General features: G+C 41.8%; 23 protein-coding genes. 18 read left to right on the plus strand and 5 right to left on the minus strand.

The window, feature by feature from the left end; genetic code table 11:
• From BUB05_RS06735 to BUB05_RS06815, 17 genes are all read left to right on the plus strand, one after another.
• Positions 1 to 1,755 carry a TolC family protein gene (locus tag BUB05_RS06735; RefSeq protein WP_073048829.1) on the plus strand — a complete coding sequence of 585 codons (1,755 nt, stop codon included), beginning with the start codon at positions 1 to 3 and terminating at the stop codon, positions 1,753 to 1,755.
• Positions 1,756 to 1,887: 132 nt separating this feature from the next.
• The gene (locus BUB05_RS06740; protein WP_094762774.1) at positions 1,888 to 3,000 is read left to right on the plus strand and encodes an HlyD family secretion protein; all 1,113 of its coding nucleotides are present in this window, start codon (positions 1,888 to 1,890) and stop codon (positions 2,998 to 3,000) included.
• Positions 3,000 to 4,181, plus strand: coding sequence for an ABC transporter permease (locus BUB05_RS06745; RefSeq protein ID WP_073048830.1), 1,182 nt, complete (start codon positions 3,000 to 3,002; stop codon positions 4,179 to 4,181). Before BUB05_RS06740 ends, BUB05_RS06745 begins: the two co-directional genes overlap by 1 nt.
• Positions 4,132 to 5,316 carry an ABC transporter permease gene (locus BUB05_RS06750; protein WP_073048831.1) on the plus strand — a complete coding sequence of 395 codons (1,185 nt, stop codon included), beginning with the start codon at positions 4,132 to 4,134 and terminating at the stop codon, positions 5,314 to 5,316. The genes BUB05_RS06745 and BUB05_RS06750 overlap by 50 nt, the downstream gene beginning before the upstream one ends.
• A gap of 129 nt (positions 5,317 to 5,445) precedes the next feature.
• Positions 5,446 to 5,670 carry a 4Fe-4S binding protein gene (locus tag BUB05_RS06755; protein WP_073048832.1) on the plus strand — a complete coding sequence of 75 codons (225 nt, stop codon included), beginning with the start codon at positions 5,446 to 5,448 and terminating at the stop codon, positions 5,668 to 5,670.
• A 145-nt stretch (positions 5,671 to 5,815) separates the two neighbouring features.
• Positions 5,816 to 6,478, plus strand: coding sequence for a DUF6144 family protein (locus tag BUB05_RS06760; protein ID WP_073048833.1), 663 nt, complete (start codon positions 5,816 to 5,818; stop codon positions 6,476 to 6,478).
• A 33-nt stretch (positions 6,479 to 6,511) separates the two neighbouring features.
• A complete protein-coding gene (locus tag BUB05_RS06765; RefSeq protein WP_073048834.1) occupies positions 6,512 to 7,648 on the plus strand; it encodes a DUF362 domain-containing protein in 1,137 nt (378 codons plus the stop codon).
• Between the two features lie 133 nt (positions 7,649 to 7,781).
• Positions 7,782 to 8,609, plus strand: a complete 828-nt coding sequence (locus BUB05_RS06770) for an EFR1 family ferrodoxin (RefSeq protein ID WP_073048835.1) — start codon at positions 7,782 to 7,784, stop codon at positions 8,607 to 8,609.
• Between the two features lie 108 nt (positions 8,610 to 8,717).
• On the plus strand, positions 8,718 to 9,038 hold the full coding sequence (locus tag BUB05_RS06775; protein ID WP_073048836.1) for a nucleoside triphosphate pyrophosphohydrolase: 321 nt from the start codon (positions 8,718 to 8,720) through the stop codon (positions 9,036 to 9,038).
• Between the two features lie 20 nt (positions 9,039 to 9,058).
• Positions 9,059 to 10,255: a hypothetical protein gene (locus BUB05_RS06780; RefSeq protein WP_073048837.1), complete on the plus strand. Its 1,197-nt coding sequence runs from the start codon at positions 9,059 to 9,061 to the stop codon at positions 10,253 to 10,255.
• Positions 10,256 to 10,448: 193 nt separating this feature from the next.
• Positions 10,449 to 10,853 (plus strand): PadR family transcriptional regulator, encoded by a 405-nt coding sequence (locus tag BUB05_RS18845; RefSeq protein ID WP_073048838.1) that lies wholly within the window; start codon positions 10,449 to 10,451, stop codon positions 10,851 to 10,853.
• A gap of 15 nt (positions 10,854 to 10,868) precedes the next feature.
• Entirely contained in the window at positions 10,869 to 11,840 is a 972-nt protein-coding gene (locus BUB05_RS06790; RefSeq protein WP_245819772.1) for a biotin synthase BioB, read from the plus strand.
• A complete protein-coding gene (locus BUB05_RS06795) occupies positions 11,830 to 12,804 on the plus strand; it encodes an ABC transporter substrate-binding protein (protein WP_245819774.1) in 975 nt (324 codons plus the stop codon). Before BUB05_RS06790 ends, BUB05_RS06795 begins: the two co-directional genes overlap by 11 nt.
• An 80-nt stretch (positions 12,805 to 12,884) precedes the next feature.
• Positions 12,885 to 13,676, plus strand: a complete 792-nt coding sequence (locus BUB05_RS06800) for an ABC transporter permease (RefSeq protein ID WP_073048840.1) — start codon at positions 12,885 to 12,887, stop codon at positions 13,674 to 13,676.
• Positions 13,666 to 14,436 (plus strand): ABC transporter ATP-binding protein, encoded by a 771-nt coding sequence (locus tag BUB05_RS06805; RefSeq protein ID WP_073048841.1) that lies wholly within the window; start codon positions 13,666 to 13,668, stop codon positions 14,434 to 14,436. The genes BUB05_RS06800 and BUB05_RS06805 overlap by 11 nt, the downstream gene beginning before the upstream one ends.
• A 472-nt stretch (positions 14,437 to 14,908) precedes the next feature.
• Complete coding sequence (locus BUB05_RS06810; RefSeq protein WP_073048842.1) at positions 14,909 to 15,712, plus strand: 4Fe-4S binding protein; 804 nt, start codon at positions 14,909 to 14,911, stop codon at positions 15,710 to 15,712.
• Positions 15,713 to 15,723: 11 nt separating this feature from the next.
• Positions 15,724 to 16,458: a hypothetical protein gene (locus BUB05_RS06815; RefSeq protein ID WP_073048843.1), complete on the plus strand. Its 735-nt coding sequence runs from the start codon at positions 15,724 to 15,726 to the stop codon at positions 16,456 to 16,458.
• A 48-nt stretch (positions 16,459 to 16,506) separates the two neighbouring features.
• Here the strand turns inward: BUB05_RS06815 and BUB05_RS06820 are convergent, their stop codons facing one another.
• Genes BUB05_RS06820 through BUB05_RS06830 form a run of 3 tightly spaced genes read right to left on the minus strand, consistent with a single transcriptional unit; the run spans position 16,507 to position 19,204 of the window.
• Positions 16,507 to 17,310, minus strand: a complete 804-nt coding sequence (locus BUB05_RS06820; protein WP_073048844.1) for an ABC transporter ATP-binding protein — start codon at positions 17,308 to 17,310, stop codon at positions 16,507 to 16,509.
• The gene (locus tag BUB05_RS06825) at positions 17,303 to 18,208 is read right to left on the minus strand and encodes an ABC transporter permease (RefSeq protein ID WP_073048845.1); all 906 of its coding nucleotides are present in this window, start codon (positions 18,206 to 18,208) and stop codon (positions 17,303 to 17,305) included. Before BUB05_RS06825 ends, BUB05_RS06820 begins: the two co-directional genes overlap by 8 nt.
• Before the next feature lie 15 nt (positions 18,209 to 18,223).
• Positions 18,224 to 19,204 (minus strand): ABC transporter substrate-binding protein, encoded by a 981-nt coding sequence (locus BUB05_RS06830; RefSeq protein WP_073048846.1) that lies wholly within the window; start codon positions 19,202 to 19,204, stop codon positions 18,224 to 18,226.
• A gap of 520 nt (positions 19,205 to 19,724) precedes the next feature.
• Between BUB05_RS06830 and BUB05_RS06835 the strand changes: the two genes are divergently transcribed.
• A complete protein-coding gene (locus BUB05_RS06835; RefSeq protein ID WP_073048847.1) occupies positions 19,725 to 21,365 on the plus strand; it encodes a GGDEF domain-containing protein in 1,641 nt (546 codons plus the stop codon).
• Positions 21,366 to 21,405: 40 nt separating this feature from the next.
• On the opposite strand, the gene BUB05_RS06840 is transcribed toward BUB05_RS06835, so the two are convergent.
• Both BUB05_RS06840 and BUB05_RS06845 read right to left on the minus strand, forming a co-directional pair.
• Entirely contained in the window at positions 21,406 to 22,290 is an 885-nt protein-coding gene (locus BUB05_RS06840; protein WP_073048848.1) for a damage-control phosphatase ARMT1 family protein, read from the minus strand.
• A 93-nt stretch (positions 22,291 to 22,383) separates the two neighbouring features.
• Positions 22,384 to 23,019 carry an iron-sulfur cluster assembly scaffold protein gene (locus BUB05_RS06845; RefSeq protein ID WP_073048849.1) on the minus strand — a complete coding sequence of 212 codons (636 nt, stop codon included), beginning with the start codon at positions 23,017 to 23,019 and terminating at the stop codon, positions 22,384 to 22,386.
• Positions 23,020 to 23,021: the final 2 nt, after the last annotated feature.

Genomic DNA, 23,021 nt, shown 5'->3' on the forward strand with positions numbered 1-23,021 from the left:
ATGAACATGAAGAAAATAGCATCATACGTATGTATAATTACAATTCTTTTTTCTGCCGTCAATTCGGCAAATGCTGAAACGGCAACTGCAGAAGAAAGTTATGAATTGGCTCCATACGAGCTTCCGGGTTTTATCACAGGAGATAAAGCGGTTGACGGATCGGAAGAAATAATTGATTTACCGTTAGATGAAGAAGGCAGTAAATTGCCTGTTGAAATGACTGTTGACCAGGCAGTTGAATATGGGCTTGATAATAATCCCAACATTGGAAAACTGGACAATGCAATAGACCTGGCTCTGGTAGCTGTAAGTTATGCCGAAGGTAATATTGAAGATCTCGAAGATGCCCAGGAACAGCTTGATGAAGCTGAAAGCGATTTGTTTGATTTGGGTGTTGCCCTTGATCAAAACCAGAAGGATCTTGACACTGCCTATTATTATCTTTCGTTGGGGAAATCACCGGTAAAGATAACCTACACCGATATTTGCAAGTATGTTGATAAAAATATGCTTAGCATGCTTGCATATTTGGGGATATCGGGGGATGATGCCGTACTTGTAACTGGAGCCGATATTCTCAAAACCCTTGAAGATATGCTTGTGGGAGTTGGCTATTCCGAAGCAGAAGCTGAGTATGCAGCTTCAGAATACTATGACGATGTTCATTCAATCATTGAAGCACAGCTTGATGAAAGCCAGGCAACCCTTGATGAATACAATGCAGCAATGGATGAAGCCCAGGAAACATTCGACTACAATCAGGACAAGTTTGAATCGGTACTTGACGACGTGGCAGACAAGCTGGATGCAAAAATAAACTACGGCAGTGTTGTTCAATTGGAAACCGACGATGCTGTGGACCTTATGATAACCATGGCGGATGTAAATCTTGATGTTACAAGATATGCAAAGGGAATATACAAAAATCAAATAGCAATGCTCATCCAAAAAAACTATTATGATGCCCTTTATGCGGGAAAAATGGTTGATTTGAAAAAAGTAGCCATGGAAAGAGGGGAAACGCAGTACAATCTGGTTAATCTTTCATATGAAAACGGAATGAAGGCAAAGGACGACATGCTCCTTGCCAAGATGTACTATGACGGTACCAAGGTGGAATACAGACTTGCCCAGGCAACTTACAATAATGCCATTTACGAGCTTAAGAAAAACATGAATTGCGACATGGATACGGAAATTGTCCTTGTAGAACCTGTTGTTCAGGAAACTCCTGTGGAGTCTTTGGAAGAAGCCCTGAAGTCGGGTATGAAAAACAGGATAGAAATGCAGATGGCGCTGGGACAGTGGATGATATATGTATTGAATGAAGACATATTGAGCTCTTCACAAACATACAAAAATGAGGAAGATTCCCTGGATGAGGCTGAGTTGTTGAGGGAGGGTGCGGAACTTGAACTCGAGGCTGTCAAGAAAACCGTAGAATCTGAGATATGCCAGGCTTATGAAAACCTTGAGGCAACCAAGTATATGCTTGAAGTGTCTTCAAATCTTGTTGAAGATGCACAGGAGGTTCTTGCAATAGCTGAATTGAAATATGAGCAGGGTCTGGGAGCTGAAAACTCATTGCTTCAGAAGATGAATCTTGAATCAAGTACCGGAACCATTGTGGAACTCATAGCAGCACAGGAAAATCTTGCGGATATGGAAGCCAATGCAGCTAAAATAAAATACAACAACATAATGGCAAAGGTGAAATACCTGAACGATGCCGGAATACTTGTTTACAAGGAATAAATGCGTAAGCATTTATTCTGACGCGAAGAAAAGTTACCTTAAACGTATAACACCAACGATTCAAGGTGTTATACATATTTAACTTTTCAGAGCTGTAGAAAGCACTAAAATATAGAAGGAAGGGTTTTAGAAATGGATGACAAGAATAAAAAAGTGGCAAATATTAGAACTAAAAGGAAAGATGGTTCAAACTGGTTTGGAAGAAATGTAAACAAGTTGGTCATAGGAGTGATAGTGGCTGTTGCAGCATTTGCGATTATATCCACTTCCAGCGGAATCAGTGGAGAAAGTGCAGAAAAGGATGTGTTCCAGGGAATAGTTGCAGCAAAGGATGTAAGCATAAACACCAAGATTCCTGGAAGGGTGGCTGAAATCAAGATTGAAGAAGGCCAGAGTGTAAAGGCTGGAGATGTAATCCTGGTGATAGCAAGCGACGAACTTCAGGCAAAGGAAGATCAGCTTCTGGCCATGGTTGAACAGGCTAAGGCCGGAGTGGAAGCTTCCATAAGCCAGAGGGACATGGCAAAGGCTGTCAGCGACATGGCGGAGAATGGAGCTAGAAGCCAGGAGGTTATTCAGGCCGAAAGTGCCTACAAGCTTTGGAACTCCACATACGAAAGGGCCAAGGTCCTCTATGACGGTGGAGCAATATCCCTTCAGAAGCTGGAAGAGATAAGGACACAGAAGGAAGTATATGCACAAACTCTTGACATGGCCAGGGAAGGAGCGAGGATAGAGCAAAAGGATGCTGCTGCGGCACAACTAGCAATGGCTGAAGCCGGACTTGAGGCTGCAAAGGGGAAATTGGAGCAGGCCGAGGCAGGATTGGCTGAAGTTCAGGTGTATCTTGAAGATACTGAAATTAAGGCAGCCATAGACGGAGTCGTTACATCCTTGAATGTTGATGAAGGTGAACTGGTATCGACAGGAATGTCCTTGGCAACTGTGAGCAATCTTGAGACATGCTGGGTGACTGTAAACGTAGATGAGGATGAAATTTCAGAGATTAAAGAAGGACAGGAAGCAAGAGTTGAACTTCCTGCATTCAAGGACAAGGAATTCAAGGGAACAATTGCTACAATCAACAAGCAGCCGGATTTTGCGGTGAAGAAGGCTACTGCTGAAAATGGTGACTTTGATTTGGTTTCCTTTGGAGTCAAGGTAAAGCTTGAAAACAGTGAAGAGCTGTTGAGACCGGGAATGACTGCGGTCGTGGATTTTTCAGTACAGGAAGTGAATGAGTGATGACCGGGTCTTTCAAGGAAGAATTCAAGGCCCTTGTGGAAGGAAAAACAAATATTATTGTATTGTTTATATTGCCGTTACTGCTAGTGCTCATCCTTGGAATTGAATTGTCAGGAGAGGTTCTTACGGAAATGCCCATTGCAGTTGCGGACCACGACGGTTCTGCATTCAGCATGGATTTGATAAGACAGTTTGATTCAGATGAAACATTCAGCGTAGAATATCGAACAGACAGTGATGAAGATCTGGAAAAGCTCATTAGAAACAGCAAGGCAAGGGCGGGCATAATAATACCTGAAGGTTTTTATGATGACATGGCAGGGCTTGAATCTCCATCAATAGCAATGATATATGACGGAAGCAACATGTCAGTCACAAGTGTTGCAAAAGCAAAGGCTACAGAGATACTATTGACGTACAAGGCTGGAATAACCTCGAAGCAGTTAATGGGAAGGCTTGGAATGTCCTATGATGATTCCGTTGAAACTGCTCAGGGATTTATATTCAGAAGCAAGGCGTTGTACAATCCCGGGAAAAGCTTTGAAGATTTTCTGACGCCTATGCTGGTTGCAGGGATAATCCAGATAGCTGTTGCTCTTTGTGCGGCTGCATCTATAAGACATGAAATGCTTGATGTGGATAAAAAGAAAAGATTTGGTCATGTTTCAGGAAAGGTTTTATTCTATACTTTTTGCGGAACATTCATGTATATTCTGTGTACGGCACTTATGGCCACTGCAGCAGGAATCCCGTTTAAAGGAAGCCTGGCAGATGCTGTTCTGATGTCTTTTGGGCTTAGTTTTGCAGTATCGGCATTCTGTGTCCTGATATCTGCTGTAATAAAAAATAAAATGGTTGCACTTGTAGGTGCCGGATTGATGATTATACCAAATTCCATGATGGCAGGTACCACATGGCCTCTGATGTCAATGCCAACTGGATATCAGGCTTTTGCACATTACATACCTTTCATTCATTTTGTAGACAACTACAGGAACATTTTCCTGAAAGGTGCAACACTTGGCGATATGACAAATGATCTTGCATATATGTTTGGCTTTGGAGCGGTATCATTGATAATTGCAGAATTTGTAGTTATTGTTATGGAAACGGGAAAGGAGGACACTGTCGATGAAGATATTTCTGGAAGCGTTCAGAAAAGAGTTTCGGTCAATATTTGATTATGCAGGCATGATGATTCTTCTTTTCATAGGTCCGGTTTTTCTTACAATGTTCTTTGGTGGAGTATATGTAAATGACTATGTAAATGACATACCCGTTGCAATTTTAGATGAAGATGGTTCTGGATTAAGCAACACCATATCTTCAAGCTTCCTTTCCAATGAAAGGTTTGATGTTGAGTATTATCCTGACAACAGAAAGGATTTGGAAGAACTCTTGTATGACGGAGATGCCCATATGGGGATAATAATTCCCGAAGGATTTGAGTCCGGTGCATCCGTAGGTGACCCCAAAGAGATTCTAGTTGTAACTGACGGAACAAATATAGTTGTATCGAACAATGCCTATGCCCAGGCGGCAACAATAATACAAACCATAGCTGTCGGGGTGGAAATCAAGGTCATTGAAGCGAAGGGAGTACTTCCACAGATTACAAAAAATCTGGCTTTATCGTTTAATATTGGTGAGCGAGTTCTTTATGATTCCAAAATGAGGTATATGAATTATCTGATAGCCTGCTATCTGGCAGTGTTCTTTCAACAGCTTATGCTGTCATCCATGGGTTCAAAGTTTATAAGAAGCAAGGAATATATCGCTTCGGGCAATACGACACAAAAAGCCCTGGGCGTTATGGCATCCTGCGTTGCAGGTATAATGCCGTCAATGCTTCTTGGACTGGCAGGAATAAAGTATATCTTCCATGTCCCTGTAATAGGCAGTCTGTGGACAACAGTATTGCTGACAATTCTCTTTGCGTTTGCAATTACGGGACTGTCAATGGTACTTGCGTCATTTACCAAAGAAAGGGTTGAGTATGCCAAAATATCATATATGCTTTCACTTCCCACTTTTGTACTGGCAGGATGCGTATGGCCATTAGAACAAATGCCTGATGCATTGAGGATAACAACGAGAGCAGTCTGGCCTTTGATAGGTTATGCCAAGAATGTTCAGGAAATATTCATCAAGGGAAAGGAATTCGGTGCCGTTGTGCCTGATATAATCTACTTGTTCGTCTTTGGTGCAGTGTGGCTTTATATTGGTGTAAAAATATTCGACAGATCATTTGGAAGCGAGGAAGCTGTAATTGATTCAAATGATAATATGGATCATAGTCTTATGCATGCCAATTAGAGTTCAAAATAGATAAGAATAGAAAGAAGGCTTCGTAAAGGTGTATTTTGTTACTGGATCAAGAAGTGAAGAAAAACTTGACACATACCCCGTGGGGGTATATAATGTTAAAAAACATGGAGGTGCACCTTGAGTAAGGCAAACAAGAAAAATTCAAATAAGGAAAAGAAAGCTTATATAAATCAGTCTGTATGTGATAGATCGCCATTCTGCCCCGTAAAGAGAGTATGTCCGGTAAATGCAGTTGAAAAGAAAGGATTCTTCGGTGGGGAAATAACAATCAACAAGGAAAAGTGCATAGGTTGCAGCAAGTGCGTGGCATATTGTCCACATCATGCGGTTTCAATGAGGTAGATTATAGAGACACTGTTCATAGCAATATGGATGGTGTTTTTTGTCGCAGCAAAGCTTCTTTGTCTAGATGACAAATCTGTGTAAATAGTGTAAAATTAAGTGTTGATGAAATTAAATTCATATATAAAGGGTGTGAGGAAATAATATGGCTAATTCGGAATTTGAAAAGAATTGGAGAGACAAGATTTCAGAAGCTGTAAAAGGCATGAGAAAAAATGTTGAAGTCCTGTTTCCTGAAGATGACCGGGAGGATCTGGTTTTCTGGTCCAAAAACTTCATGAAAGGTTTGAAAGACAAGTTTACTCCTGATGAAATAAGGGAAATAATGTGTTCGGCATCCTGTCATTATCCTGAAGGCAGCCTTGCAGATCTTCACGAACTCTATGTGAACACAGGAGACCTTAAGCTTGTACATAAGACCTTTGAAAGCAATTTCAAGAGGGAAATTAAGGAATATAAAAATCTTACCGATGAACAGGTAGACATGATAATTGAAAAAGGATGGGGTGCGGCAGGCATCCTTGAGGGAAATACCATAGTTGCTACGAAGATACCCAAGGAGTTCCACAAGTACTTTGAAGCATGTACAAGTGAGGAAAGGAACTATTTCTATTGTCATTGCCCAAGGATAAGGGAAATGCTTTTGAAGAATGAAAGCATTGATATTGAATACTGTTACTGTGGAGCCGGTTTCTACAAGGATATCTGGGAGAAGATAACCGGGAAGAAGGTCGAAGTGAAGGTACTCAAGTCCATAATGAATGATGATGAAACCTGTTCGATAGAAATAAGCATACTGGAAGACTGATAATACAAACATGGAAAAGGAGAGTGGGCATATATGATTGTATCTCTGGTGAAATGCGAAGAATATGATTATGACAGGATAAGGGGAGCATTGCTGAGAACCTTTGACAACATTGGTGGAATAGACAGGTTTGTACAACCGGGAGACAGGATTCTCTTAAAGACCAATCTTCTAATGAAGAAAACTCCCGAGGAGGCTACCACTACAAATCCGGTTTTCGTTCAGGCGCTGGCGGACATTCTCATGTCAAAGGATGCCATTGTTGTCATTGGAGACAGTCCCGGAGGACCTTTCATGGAAGGAAGGATGAAAAACATATACAAGTCAACAGGCATGGAAGAGGCTGCTAAAAGGTCGGGTGCGTCACTTAATTTCAACCTTGCATCTTACTATACGGAATTTGACAATGCAGTGCTTCTTAACAAGGTGATTCTTACTGACATGATAAACGACGTTGACAAGATAATCAATCTTCCTAAGCTCAAGACCCATGGCTTTGCAGTATATACGGGAGCTGTGAAGAATCTCTTCGGACTGATACCGGGTACAATCAAGGCTGAGTACCATGTGAATATGCCTGATGTGAACAATTTCTGCAATGCACTCATAGATATCTGTGAACATGTGAAGCCTGTTCTTCACATAATGGATGGAATAGTGGGAATGGAGGGCGCGGGACCTTCAGGTGGAAGGCCCAGGAAAATTGGTGCAATACTTGCATCGGAAAACCCCTATGACCTTGACAAGACGGCCTGTGAAATAATTGGCCTCAAGGTGCAGGATGTACCGACACTTAGAAAGGCTGCTGAGAGGGGACTGAGCTCGGACAGCATGGAAGATGTCGAAATTGCAGGAGACAGGATTGAAGATGTTTTGGTCCCTGATTTCGAGAAGGCTCCTGCAATCAGCGGAAGTTTGAGAAACATACCTCTGCCCGTCATTAAATTCCTTGCCAAGAGGCTCAAGTCGAGGCCCGTTTTTAACTTTGATATCTGTGTAGGCTGCGGTGACTGTGCCGCCAACTGTCCTCCAAAGGTAATAGAGATGACAGAGGGCAAGCCCGTAGTGGACTATGTCGGGTGCATAAGTTGTTTCTGCTGCCAGGAGTTGTGTCCTGTGAAGGCCATAGAGATCAAGAAGCCGCTGTTGTCAAAATTGATATTCAGATAGATTTTTATAGCACTATCTTGCCAAAATTTCTACTTATATTGGCAAAATGGTGCTTTTTCAATTGATACACTTGAATAAGAATAAAGGGTGTTATATCATTATCATAAACAACAAATGGAAAGAGGAGCAGAAAATGGGAGAGACAGAAAGAAGGATAAATGCAGTATGGTTCAGCCCGACAGGCACAACACAGGTTGTTGCTGAAGTGTTGGCTCAATCGATATGCAGAAATTTAGGCAGCGATGCCGTGTTCAAGAGCAGAAGCTTTACTTTGCCTGGGGAAAGGGAAAAGCCTCTTGAATTCGGGAAAGATGACATTGTGGTGCTTGGCGTTCCAGTATATGCCGGAAGGGTACCAAACATACTTCTGAAATATCTGGATACCATGAATGGAGGAGGAGCTCTTGGCGTTCCCGTAGTACTCTATGGAAACAGGGATTACGACGATGCATTGATTGAACTGAAGGACATAATGGAAGGCAAGAATTTCAATGTCATAGGTGCAGGGGCATTCATCGGAGAACATTCTTTCTCTAGAATTCTTGCTGAAGGCAGGCCTGATGGAAAGGATATTGAATCGGTGGAAGGCTTTGGTGCTAAAATATCAGAAAAGTTAAAGGTTGGAAATATTAATGGTGCTGTTGAAGTAAAAGGAAACAAGCCATACAGACCATATTACAGACCTAGGGACATTGAAGGGAATTTCTACGACTTCAGAAAGATAAAACCAAAGACTAATGATAATTGTACGGACTGCAAGATTTGTGTCGATGTGTGTCCGATGGGGTCAATAGACAGCGATGACGTGTCGAAATTCACCGGGATATGCATAAAATGCGGAGCTTGCGTGAAGAAGTGTCCCGTGGAAGCAAAATACTATGATGATGTCAATTACCTGAAACATCAGCATGAGCTTGAAGATGAAAATAAGGATAGAAAGGAACCTGAACTTTTTATATAGTTCAGGTTCTTTCTTGTAAGCGAACAATAATTTAACAATGATTTGAAATTTATACCGAATAGGGATAAAATAGATGTAAGAACAAAAATACTATTCAGAGGTGATTTCATGAAAAAGACATACAACAAACTTATCAGGGATAAAATCCCTCAACTCATTGAAGAAAGTGGAAGAAAGCCGACAACTAGAAAATTGAATGATGAAGAGTATTTTGAAGCTCTCATTGACAAGGTGATTGAAGAAATTGAAGAATACAGGGAATCAGGCAATGAGGAAGAGCTGGCTGATGTCTTTGAAGTGATGGATGCAATAGTCAAGTTCAAGGATTATGAGCCAATGCACATAGACTATTTGAAGATCAAGAAAAAGGAAGCCCGTGGAGTATTTGACGAAAGAATATTTCTTGAAGAAGTGGAAGGCGACGAATAATCAATAATCGGAGGAAGTAAATGAATATTGGAATTGTTTCATTCAATTCATCCTTTGCAGATGCAGAAATACTCAATAAGTCACTGAAGCCCTTTGTTGAAGAACTTGAAAACAAGGCGGGATGCAGTTTTGAAGAAGTGAAAGATGAAGATTTCGACCGGTATGACATGGTGATATCCTTTGTCAAAACAGGTGGAACCGAGAATCTTTTCAAGAATGTGTACAGGAAAATAAGGGCACCCTATGTGATACTGTCTACAGACAACAGCAATTCTCTTGCTGCGTCCATGGAAATACTGTCATTCCTCAGGCAGAAAGGCCTGAAGGGAGAAATACTCCACGGTAGTACCGACTATATAGCTTCAAGGATAAAGATATTGTACAAGGTTGTAAAGGCTATGAAAAAGCTGAGGGGAGCCAGGTTTGGAATAGTTGGCAAGCCTTCGGACTGGCTAATAGCAAGTGATGTTGACTATGACAGGATACGCCATAAGGCGGGTATTGAGCTTGTAGACATAACAATAGATGAATTGAAACAGGAAATAGCCAACAAGCATGTTTATGAAAACAATTATGTCAATGATTTGAAGAGAAAGAAATTCGATGAAAAGGAAATCGAAGATGCCTTGTACATATACGGAGCACTAAAGTTTCTTACAGAGAAGTACAAGCTGTCTGGACTCACATTGAGATGCTTCGATCTCCTTGGCGACGATATCCACAATACGGGGTGCCTTGCGTTGGCAATACTCAATGGTGAAGGAGTCCCAGCTGGATGCGAAGGGGACATTCCCTCCCTCATATCAATGGCAATACTGCATTTCCTTACAGACAATCCCGTATTCATGGCCAATCCTTCAAAGATTGATGTAGATGAAAACAGGATAGTCTTTGCACACTGCACACTGCCTATAAACATGCCGGAAAGCTATGAACTTGATACGCACTTTGAGTCAGGCATAGGAGTTGCACTGAGGGGCAAGATATCACTTGGCGAAGGAACTGTATTCAAGGCGTCAGGCGACCTGGACAACTATTTTGTATCGGGATGCGAAATTGAAAGGAACCTGTCTGAGAACAATCTTTGCAGAAGCCAGATAGAACTTCTCATGAACAGGGATGTGAACTACTTTCTAAGAGAAAGCATAGGGAACCACCATCTCATAGTAAATGGAAACTATACTGGACTGGTGGACGAGTTTTTCAACTATATTTGATAAAAAGTTATAAATTTACAAAAAATGGATTCTTCTCCTTTGGGAGGAGAATTTTTTTGTTTGAGATGGACAAAAATTCCTTCCGTTTTGCAAAAGGATGTACAAAAAAATAACAAATGCAGTTATATACTTGATGCATGGTGATGAGTTAATCTATTATCAGACTAAGTCTGATGGTGGAGGTTGTCGAATAATGGAAGGTAAAAATGTAAATTCCAGCAGTGATACAATTGGCAATAAGTCGATAAAAAAATGTTCCTGTATGGGATATAATCTTGACAAGTTGATTCAGCCCCTTGTGTTGGAGATACTGATGGAGGAAAAACTGTATGGCTATGCCATACTCAAGAAGATAGAAGAAAGGTGGGGCATGAATGGAGATATTCCGGACAGCACCGGCCTATACAGGACCCTGGGTAATATGCAGAAACAGGAGATATTGACCTTTGAATGGGAAACACAGGAAACCGGACCTGCCAAGAAGGTGTATTCCATTACTGAAGAGGGGAAAAAATGCTACAGATCATGGATAGAGACCCTCAGGAGTTATTATGAGTATATAGGAAGCATTATTGAAGCAGGAGAAAATATGTCGTAAGGGAGAATGGAGATTATGAAAAACAAGATTGATATGGTTTACAATATGGCAATTGAAGGAAAGGAAATTGAAGACGGTGTACTGGTGGAAATGCTGGAGATAGATCCTGGTTCAGATGATGCTCAGTACCTGGGAAAGAAAGCAAGGCAGCTGGCAGACCGTGTTGTTGGAAACAAGGGAAAGATATGGGCGTCAATAGGAATCGACTACCAGACTTGTCCCATGAATTGTGACTTCTGTTCCTTTGGAGAGGAATGGAATCTTTTCCAGGGAAGGCACGAATGGACTGACGAGGAAGTCATAGGTCAGGTGAAAAAGTATGTGAATGAAGGTGCTTCCTGGATAACATTGAGGACAACACAGTACTATGGAATCGACAGGCTCAATGCCCTGGCGAAAAAGGTCAGGAAGGAAGTCCCTGGAGACTACGGCTTGGTAGCCAATACGGGCGAGTTTGGAAGGCTGAAGGCAAAGGAAATGATCGATGCAGGAATAGATACGGTTTATCATACCCTTCGCCTCGGCGAGGGCAGCAGCACGAAATTCAATCCTGAAGACAGGATAGATACGTTGAAGGCTGTCGAAGATACGAACCTCTCGCTGGCATATCTTGTGGAGCCCATAGGCCCTGAGCATACAAATGAGGAGATAGTGGAAATATTCAAGAAAGGACTGGAACATGGAGCCGTTCTTTCTGGAGCCATGGCAAGGGTTGCAATAAAGGGAACGCCTCTGGAGGAAAAAGGGGAACTATCAGCTGAGAGGCTGGCACAGATTGTAGCGGTGACGAGACTGGGCGCCGGGACAAATGCGCCTGATATCTGTGTTCATCCTCCAAGTAAACAGGCAGTGGAATGGGGGGCAAATGTAGTGGTTGTTGAGACAGGAGCTGTTCCTAGAGCTGAAAAGGAATGCTGCGGCGACTGGGACAGGTTCGATTCGAAAAAGGCTAGGAAATGGTTTGAGGAGGCAGGATATGAAATTTAGAGTTTATGATATGAAAAGAATAGTGTTGTTGTTGATTTCTACGATGCTGGTAATAGTATCTGCAGGGTGCAGCAGCGAAGCAGCTGAAGGCTATCGCGTAGGAACATGGAAGACTGCACAGACAATCCAGCCTTTCTATTATGAAAACTATCTGGAAGAGCATATTGAAGTGCTTCCATTTACAAATCCCGGCGACCAGAAGACTGCACTTCTGGCAGGTGATCTTGACATGACGGGAACAACCTTGGTCACGGCTATAACGGCAGCATCAAAGGGCGAGCCTGTCGTCATAGTGACAGCTCTTTGCAACAAGTGTTCGGCACTTGTGGTTGGAGCAGAATCAGGAATAGACAGTGTGGATGACTTGAAGGGCAAGAGGATAGCATATGTACCGGGAACCATGCACCATATACTGCTTCTGGAAACTCTGGAATCTGCTGGTCTTGACCTTGAATCGGATGTGGACCTGGTAAGGATAGACTTTTTTGACATGGGACAGTCACTGGCAAATGGCGACATAGATGCCTTCTGCAGTGGAGAGCCCTTTCCTTCCGTAGCGGAAATGGAAGGTTATGGAAGGGTGCTCGCTTATCCGTATTTCGATGATTCCATAGGCACGATCAATGGTGCAATGATAACCACCAGGGACAAGATAAATAATGCAAGAGACAGGATCCAGGCACTTGTGAATGCACATGTGCAAGCAAGTGAAGAACTTGAGTCGGATGTGGAATTCTGGCTGACCGAGGCTGAAGAATTCGGAACCGACAAAGATGTTTTAGCTAATGCATCAAGGAATATGGAGCTTGCCTGGAATATTGATGAAGATTATATAAAGAAGGCGGAGAAGCTGGCTGAAAGGATGCTGGAGCTTGGTATAATAAGCGACATGCCTGACATGGAAGTACTTTTCGATACGAGTTTCGTTGAAAATATTAAAACAGAAACTGAAGGGATCAACTAATAAGATCAGGATACGTTTCGGTTTTCAAGTCTAATATTGAATGTAAATAAGTAGAGAAGCGGCAAGAGGTGATTGAGAGGATGGAGACTAAGAAAAGAAATTTAAAAGGGAGTATTATACCTGTGATAGTACTGGTTTTGTGGCAGTATGCTTCTATCCGGGAACTGGTTCCTGAATACCTCCTTCCTTCACCTTTAAAATTGGCTTTTATTGGGTGGGACTTCATGACAGGAGCATTGGATCTGACTCCATATTCAGGCACTTTCTTTAAGCATTTTTCAGCAAGTGTAGGAAGAGTGGCTGCAGGCTTTCTTATTGCTTCGGCATTGGGAATTATACTGGGGTATTCGTCAGGCAGAAGCAGGACATTCAACGAACTTGTTAATCCGATTCTCAATGGAGTCAAGGCTGTTCCGGGAATCGGTTGGCTTCCTGTTGCCCTGGTATGGTTTGGAGTAGGGCAGAAGACTACGGTTTTTCTAATATCACTTGCAGCCTTTTTTCCTGTATACATGAACACTTGCATGGGAGCAATGAGGGTTCCTGAAATATACATAAAGAGTGCAAGAATGATGGGAGCATCAAAATCAAGGATCTGGACCACTGTAATCATTCCTGCTTCAATTGATTCTCTCCTTGCAGGACTGCGGCTGGCAATGGGAGTTTCATGGGCTTATCTTGTACTGGGCGAAATAACGGGAGTAGCTGAGGGTCTCGGTGCAGTCATGATGGATGGAAGGATGCTTGGTCACGTTGATGTGGTCATAATGACAATGATATTAATAGCTGTTTTGGGATGGCTATGTGATTGTATGCTGACGGGAATATTTAGACTATCTTCTAAGATTGGGGGAAGGCACTATGTATTGTGAAAAGATTCTGGAAATCAGAAATCTGAACAAGACCTTCGAGAGCAGAAGAAAGAAGAATACAGTCTTCAATGATTTCAGTCTGGAAGTAGGCAAAGGTGAATTTCTCAGTTTATTGGGACCAAGCGGCTGCGGCAAGTCAACCCTTCTTGAGATGATAGCTGGATTCGACATGGATTATACGGGTGATATGATTTTCAGGGGAGAAATCATTGCAGGAACTTCTGGAGAAAGGGCAGTTGTTTTTCAGAAGGATGCACTGTTCCCCTGGTTAAGCGTATTCGACAATATAGCCTATGGACTGAAAATCAAGAAGATGAACAGTGAAGATATCAAAGTAAAGGTCGAATATGTTCTGGATAAGGTAGGCTTGCTTGATTTTGTAGATCATTTCCCTGAAGAGCTTTCAGGCGGAATGAAGCAGAGGGTGGCTCTTGCCAGAGTCCTGGTAATGGAGCCGGAAGTGCTTCTGATGGATGAACCATTTGGAGCACTGGATTCATTCACTAGACTAAGGATGCAGGAACTGATGATTGAAATCAGAGAAAAATTCTCTATAACTGTTATATTTGTAACTCACGATATAGATGAAGCGTTGATCTTGTCGGATAGGATAGTGATGATGGATGCAGATAACAATGATAAATACAGGGAACTAAGACCGGTATTGGAAAAGCGCTACAAAAGTTTGACGGAAAAGATGATGGATGAGAAATATTTAAGATGGAAAAAGGAAATAATTGATTGGTTTCACTTGAAATGATGCTCTCTGGCTTAGGTCGGGGAGCTTTTGATTTACAGGATAATCAAATAAAAAAATTAACATTAGCATTACCTTATTTAACAGACAGATAACCACTTCGCAATAATGGATTAACAATAGCGAAGTATAATTTGCCTGACAAAAATAAAAGTGAGGTATATTTGATGAAAAGAAGCATTAGTATGATTTTAGCAATTATTGTTGTAGTTTCGTTACTTACAACAACAGCTTTTGCAGCTACTTATACTGTTCAGTAAGGTGACATGCTGTGGAAAATAGCGGAAAATTGTGGAGTTACTGTTGACAGTATTGTTGAAATGAAACAAGTTGCTAATATTGCAAAAAAGGGGTAATCTATAAGTAGCAAATATTGATTCATTTGATTTGGTTTAAGAATTTTTGCGAATTGCCACATGTTTGTCACAAAAGACCTGTATTATGAAAAATGAATAATAGTCGGAGGAGATGAAACATGAAGAAAAAAATCAATTACAGACTCATAAGCCAGATTTTCTTTTTTGCACTTGTAGCACTTATAACCATGAACCATTATCTTGCAGAATCAGGAGATGGACTGCCTTTCATTGGTTCCATGTCACTGCATGCAATCTGTCCTTACGGAGGAGTTGCAACCTTTGTAGCTCTTTTGAAGTACGGGGTTTTCGTGCAGAAAATCCATCCTTCATCATTGGTAATGCTTGGAATAATTTTGTTTGCCGGAGTGCTTTTCGGACCTGTCGTATGCAGCTATGCATGTCCTTTGGGAAGCATACAGGAATGGATTGGCAAGATAGGCAAAAGGGTTTTCAAGAAGCACAACAAGATAATTCCTTACAGTATAGACAGCAAGCTTAGGTACGTAAGATATTTCGTGTTGATTTTTACAGTATATGTTACGACAAATTCGCTGAAGCTAATGTTCCTCAACATAGACCCCTATTATGCATTGTTCAATTTCTGGTCGGAAGAAGCAGTGGTTGGAGGAATAGTGGCACTGATTGCAACCCTTGTGTTGTCACTGCTTGTTGAAAGACCGTGGTGCAAGTATTTCTGTCCCTTTGGAGCACTCATGGGGCTTACAAACTTCATCAGGATATTCAAGATAAGAAGAAAAAGCGAAACCTGCATAGATTGTAAGGCTTGCGACCGTGCGTGCCCAATGAATATCAAAGTGTCTGATAAGGAAGTTGTAAGGAATCACCAGTGCATTAGCTGTGGAGAATGTACATCCGATGCAGTCTGTCCTGTGGAAGACACTGTTGAGATGAAGATGTAGGGGGTGTGGGAATGAAGATTAACAGTAAAACGTTGTTGATAAGCTTTGTATTGATACTTGTTGTAGGAATAGCTGGAGCAAAACTGACCGGAGTATGGATAACGGAATCCACAAAGGAACCTGTGAAGTTCAGTGAAGGCGAATTTGAGGGACAATACGATCCAGAAGATATAAGAGGTTCCTATACATTCTGCGACATTGAGGATGCCTTTGGGATAAAGGCTGAACTCATTGCAGAGGCATTCAATATTAAGACCGACGATCCATGCAGTGTGAAGGCCAAGGATCTTGAAACAGTTTTCGGATACCTGGATGAAGATACAGAGATTGGAACGGGAGCCATAAAGATGTTTGTTGCATTCTATACGGGACTTCCTTATGGAGATATAGAATATCTTCCCAGCACTGCAGTGGATGTGCTAAAAAGGGAAGGGAAATGGACAACAGAGATGGAATCTCTGCTTGAAGGTCATGTAATTGATGTGGATTCCGGCGAGTCTGTTGTGATTGAAGGGACAGAAGAACACTCCGAAGAGACTTCCGATTCCAACGATGAAGTGGTTATGGAGGTGAAGGGTAATACTACCTTTGCAGATGTCATTTCATGGGGGATTGAGAAGGAAAGGATAGAGGAGATTGTCGGCTTTGAGATAGAGAATGTCAACCTGTCCATAAGAGATGCCTGTGAGGAGAATAATGTACTTTTCAGCGAAGTGAAGTCAATAATAAATGAACTGCTTGAATAGAAAAAAACTGGATTCCAATTGGAGTCCAGTTTTTTTCTATATTTTTTTCTAGCTGTCCCTGGAGAGAAGCATCCTGTCGTTGTCAAGCTCCTTGTGGCTTTTTACAGAGTACATTTCCACAAGCTTTGATACGGTCATGTTAGACCTTTCCTCTCCTGAAATATCAAGCATTATCTTTCCGGCGTTCATCATTATGGTCCTGTTGCCCATTTTCAGAGCTTGATTGATATTGTGGGTAATCATGAGGGTTGTCAATCCGTTCTTTTCCACAATTTTTCTTGTTATTTCCAGCACTTTCTTTGCAGCTGCAGGATCCAGAGCAGCTGTATGCTCATCCAGAAGAAGAAGTTTTGGCGAAGCTATTGAAGACATTAGAAGGGTTACAGCCTGACGCTGTCCTCCTGACAATAATCCTATCTTTGTCTTCATCCTGTTTTCAAGTCCCATTCCAAATTCCTCAAGAGCTGTCTTGAAATAGTCCCTGTCAGACTTTCTTATTGCAAGATTGAGACTTCTTCTTTTGCTGCCCGAATATGCCAGTGCCAGATTTTCCTCAATGGTAAGATCCGGAGCGGTACCCTTCATGGGATCTTGAAAGAGTCTTCCTATTGTCTTTGCACGGTTGTGCTCCCTCATGTATGTTATGTTCTTTCCATCCAGCTCGATTTTGCCGTTGTCAAGCCAGAAGGATCCGCTTATTGCATTCATCAAAGTGGATTTACCTGCTCCATTTGAACCGATTACCGTAACAAAATCTCCCTTTTCAAGATAGAGATTCAAGTTGTCCAGTGCGGTATGTTCATTGGCAGTGTTTTTAGAGAATGTTTTTGTTATATTTGTCATCTTAAGCATTCTTTCTGTCCTCCCTTCTCGTCCTGTAGAATTCCATATGTTCCTTGATGGCAGGGATGGAAAGTGCGATTCCGACAATTACAGCCGAAACAAGTTTCAGACCGTATGCCGGGAATACATTGGAGCTAAGGGCCAGAGCTATTATTAGCCTGTAGATGGTGGAGCCGATGATGGCAGAAAGAAGACCCAATGTTACGGATCTGTGTCCCATGAAAACTTCCCCGATTATTACGGATGCCAGACCTATGACCAGTATTCCCACTCCGGAACTGATATCCGCATATCCCTGGAACTGTGAAATAACAGCTCCCGAGAGGGCTATGCATCCGTTTGATATTGCCAGTGCTATGGTCTTTACTACATCGACGTTGATTGACGATGATCGTACCATGTCCTCGTTGTTTCCCGTTGCGCGTATGCTCAGACCTATATATGTCTTGAAGAACAATGACAGAAGTCCCCAGATGGCAAGGCTCATGAATATGGCAATGGCCGACTTTATTAAATTGTAGTCAATTCCCTGCAGGCTGCTTCGGATTATTGTAAACATGGTGTCCTTGCCTATGAGGGATACGTTTGAGCTGGCACCCATTATGAACAGGTTGACGGAATACAATCCACTCATTGTGATTATACTGGCAAGTATGGGATGTATCTTCATCTTTGTCTGGAGGAATCCTGTGATGCTTCCGGCAATGCATCCTGCAACTACTGCTGCAAGCAAGGCCAGGAATGGATGACCTGCAGTTGTCATTACTGCAGAAACAGCCAGTCCAAGGGTGAAGCTTCCGTCTGCCGTCAGGTCGGGTATGTCAAGAAGCTTGAAGGAAATATATATTCCAAGAGCCATCAATCCATATATCAGTCCCAGATGAAGGGAGCCGATCGCTAAAGTCATTTCTTCTTCCTCCTGTTATTCCTCTATAAGAACGGCTGCATCCAGGATGTCCTGAGAAAGTTCCACTCCAATCACTTCAGCCGTTTTTGTATTGATTACTGTAGTGAAGTCTGATACCACTATCGCAGGTATTTCGCTGATAGGTGTTCCCTTGAGCACCTTGTCGGCCATGTCTGCGGATATTGCGCCTATCTGTACATCGTCTATGCTTATTGTAGCAAATGCTCCCGATGCAACCATTACTGCAGAACTTCCGTATACAGGGATTCCAGCTTCCTTGGCGGCTTCTGCAACCTGAGGCATTGCACTTTGGATTACGCTGTCGTTTGGTATGAAGATTGCGTCAACCTGGTCGACAAGAGACTGTGCAGCCTGCTGTACCTCTGAAGAGTTGGCTACTGTCTTTTCAACATAGCTTAGACCTCTTGAATCAAGGTATTCCTTGGCATTTTTTATTGTATTTACAGAGTTGACCTCACCAGTGTTGTAGAGCATGCCGTATGTTGTCTTTCCAGGTGTAAGCCTGTCTGAAAGTTCGAAAATCTCACTTATTGGAATTGCATTGGATGTTCCTGTTGCGTTCTTGTCAGGTTTTTCCATATCTGTTATTACCCCTGCAGCCAACGGATTAGAAAGAGAGATGAATATAACTGGAATATCTGTTTCCATGTTTACAATTGCCTGGGCTGCAGGTGTTGCTATAGCTGCAATGAGGTCAACGTCTCTGTTCACCATTTCCTGGCATATGGAGTTCAGGTTCGTCATGTCTCCCTGGGCATTTTTGTAGTCGAACTCTATCATGTCCTCTGTATATCCAAGTTCCTCGAGTCTTGCCATAAAGCCGTTTCTCATGTCTTCAAAAGCCCCGTTGTCAACAATCTGGATGATTCCCACCTGGATTTTTTCGCTTGTTGCTTCCTCTGTTTCCTTGGCGCCGCATCCGGCCATTCCCATCATCAAGGCGATAATGAGCAGAATTGATACTAATTTTTTCATTCTTCTTACCTTCCTTTTCAATTTAGTTTTTGTTTTGATGGTTAGGAGGGTCTTTCGATGCATAAAAAAACACCTGTCCTGTATAAAGGACAGATGTATTATCTGCGGTACCACCTTAATTGACCAGTCCGGCATATGCCGAAACAGTCCCCTCAATAGAATGCCATCACATTCTTCACCCTTTAACGCTGGCGTTGCGTCGCAGAATACTCGGATAATCCTTTCACTGCGCCCTCAGTGGTCCATTTGTCCAATTCGCTTTCTGTCGGGCTTACATCATCCCCGGCTTGCTGTAAGTGCGCTTTTGGTTTTACTTCCACATCATCGGTTGTTTGAAGTATACCACTGCGGTAGAACGTCTGTCAATGGAAAATTGTGTAAAATTAATTCCTGATAATTGTTGGTTATACAAATTTTGCGAAAAAAATGCCAAACTGAATAATTTGTGTTATAATGAATAGATATTAAGGTATATTTAGTTCTTGTAGCGTAAGAAAGTTGAAGTATTGGGGGGACGGTTATGGTTAACAAAATCAGGACAATGCTTTCTGAATCAAAGGACCTTGCTTTGGAGAATCCAAGGAAATCTTATGATCTGGCTGTCAAGGCTTATGAACTGGCTGAGAGATATGGCCTTGAAATCGAAAAGGGGATGGCTTGCTTTAAGATGGCCTATGCCTGCAGAGTGATGTCAGACTATTCAAACGGCCTTGACTATGCATTGAAAGCTCTTGATATTTTCAAGGAAAACAATCATATTGACGGTATAATAAAAGTAAGGAATATCATAGGTATAATCTATTTTTACTTTGGGGATTATTCAACTGCACTTGAAAATTTCTCGCAGGCTCTTGAAGATCTGGAATATCATGAAAATATGAATCTCAAGGCTTCAATACTCAACAATATTGGAGAAATATACCGGGAAGCAGGTCAATATGATAGAGCCATTGAATATTTCGAGGATGCACTTGATATATCCATAGAGTTTGACTTAAGGAACAATATTTCTTCAATTTATCTGAACCTGGGAGAAGTCTTTGGTCTTGATAATCGAAATGAAGAATCCATGGAGTGCATAAAGAAATCCTATGCAATAGCAAAGACAAGCAGGAGTGTCATAATACAGGGTGAAGCCGAGACTAAGCTTGGCAAGGCAATGTGTAACAGAGGGGATTATCAGAAAGCCCAGGACTACTATTTTTCTGCTCTGACTAAATACAACAAGGTCAACAACAAGTTCTATCTGGTAGAATTGCTCATAAACATGGCGGAGCTTGATGAAACCATGGGAACAAGTCCCGTCAACAACCTTAGGGAAGCTTTGAACAATGCCCTGGAGATGGGTTTGGAATCCAAGGTCAGCAGTGTGTATAAGCTTCTGGCCGAGTATTATGAAAGGAACCATGAATACAAGCATGCCCTTGAATATTTTAAATCCTACCATTTGAAGGAAAAGGAGCTTGAAGCTACAAACCTTGCAAAGAAACTTGAAATCATTTCAATCGAATTCGACTATTTCAGGGAAAAAAGTGAGAATGACAAGTTCAAGGCCCTGAGTGAAAAGCTGAAGAGAGAGGTTGACGAATCGGCTGTAGAGTTGGAAAGGATTAAGGCGCAGAACGCCAACCTTGTAAAAGAGACCCTTATAGATGAGTTGACCAAGCTTTACAACAGGAGAGGAATACGCAGCATGTTTTCGAAGGTTCTTGGGGAAATATGTGATGAAACATGTGCCATCTTTATAATCGACATTGATTTTTTCAAGAAATACAATGATTCCTGGGGGCATATACAGGGAGATGTGTGTCTAAAAAAGATTTCAAATTGCTTGAAGAATCTGCCTTATGAGAATTATTTCGCGGGAAGATTTGGAGGCGAGGAGTTTTTGCTCTATATTAAGGTTGAAAGTTTCGAGGAAGCTGTTGAAAAGGGAGAATATGTCAGGCAGGCGGTTGAAGCATTAAAGCTTTCATATTCCAAGGAAGAAGACAGCAGCCACGTTACTGTGAGCCTTGGAGGCAAGACTGGCATTGTTGACATGAACAATGTAAACAGAATTATTGATGAAGCGGACAGGGAGCTTTACCTTGCCAAGGAGCAGGGAAGGAACAGGTTGTCCATAAGCATGATAGAGAAAAATAATATAAGGTATATATAAATGATGAAAATCCTGAATCCATTACGGACTCAGGATTTTTTTAGAATATATTTGCAGCATCATCCTCGTGCATGAAAACAGGTGACAGCTTATCGCAGCTTAGTTGTCTGGTTAGAAGATCGCATTTGCACAAAAGGAGATAGTAGACGTTGTGGCAGCAGCCAGGCAGTGATTCAAAATTTCCCTGACCCTTTGAAAGTACCAGGTCGGATTCATCGAAAATTCTTCTGAATTCATCGGAAACCTCAAGAAGGTCCGTTCCAGGAAGGTCCGAGCCGCTGCTGAGTATTTTCGCGTATTTATCCATTCCCACCATCAATGCATCTTCCGAGGTGGAATCGTTGAGGATGGGTTCGCCCCTTACTGCAAAATGTATTTCAAGGTCAGGGTATTCATCCCTGATTTTCTTTATGAAAATCTTGTCGAATACTATTTCTCCTGTATTGTCTCCTATATAGAGAAGTTTTTTGCTCCTTTCAAGTGACTTCTTGAAGTCCAAAAGTGTCTGTTCCTTGAACTGAACATGGAATGCTTCATCGATTACTTTTTTCACAAACTCATAATCTACATCATCAAAGACTCCGAAATCTATGATATTGCCGGCAAGGGCTATTTTAAGACCGTTGAGTATCCTGTCTTCCGAAGTATCGACTATCTTTTCTATTTCATCTTCCAACTTCATTAGTTTCTTGGTGAAAAACTGTTTTTCTTCATAATAAATGTCTTCGATGCCTGTTTCTTCACGAAGAAGCCTCATCACTTTCGCTACAAGATATGGAGCGGTTCGTTCGAATTCTATATCCACTATTTCCTTAAGTACATTTTTCATGAATGCGTGCTTTTTATTTTTGTCTGTAATGTATTTGTCAGCCAGCGAATTTGCCTTGGCTACAACGCATGATATGCAGTCTGTATGTGATTTCATGGTATTCTCCTGTATTTCCTGTTATCTTTCGCATATGATTACTTAGGATATTATATAGGGTATATGATGAAAATGCAATGATTTCAGAATTTCTCACTCGGCGAATTCGATGTCTATTTTATCTATATCCCACAAGGTTTCAAGTTTCTCCCTTGTTTCTTCCTTGATTACATTGGAGAACTGGTGGGATTCTGGAAGGTCGATTACCAGATGTATGACTCCTTCATTGACTTCTACTTTTTTGATAAGATCCGTGGCGACCATGTCAAGGCCCTTCATGGGGTTCATGACCCTTCGCAGTCTGTTTCTGACTATTTCTACAGTAGTAGGTTCCAGGTTTTCCACAAGACCGTGTTTTTCCTCGTAATTCTTTATGGCACTTCTAAGTCCTTCAACTGCAAGGACAGAGCAGTGGACCTTGATTGGGGGAAGTCCTCCCAGTGCTTCCGATGCATCCTTCCATGTTATTTTCTTTGCTTCATCTATTGTCATTCCCTTTGCTATTTCTGTAATTATTGATGCTGTTGCAATATTGGATGCACAGCCATATGATTCGAACTTGATGTCCTCTATGACCTTGGTATCATTATTTACCCTCAAATATATGGACACCATGTCACCGCAGGCTGGACTTCCTTCCGTGGCTTTTCCGTCGGGGTTTTCAATTCTTCCTACATTCCTTGGATTCTTGAAATGGTCAAGTACTGTTTCATTGTATGGAAATGCCATTC

The sequence above is a fragment of the Dethiosulfatibacter aminovorans DSM 17477 genome, assembly GCF_900142005.1.
Lineage (GTDB): Bacteria > Bacillota > Clostridia > Tissierellales > Dethiosulfatibacteraceae > Dethiosulfatibacter > Dethiosulfatibacter aminovorans.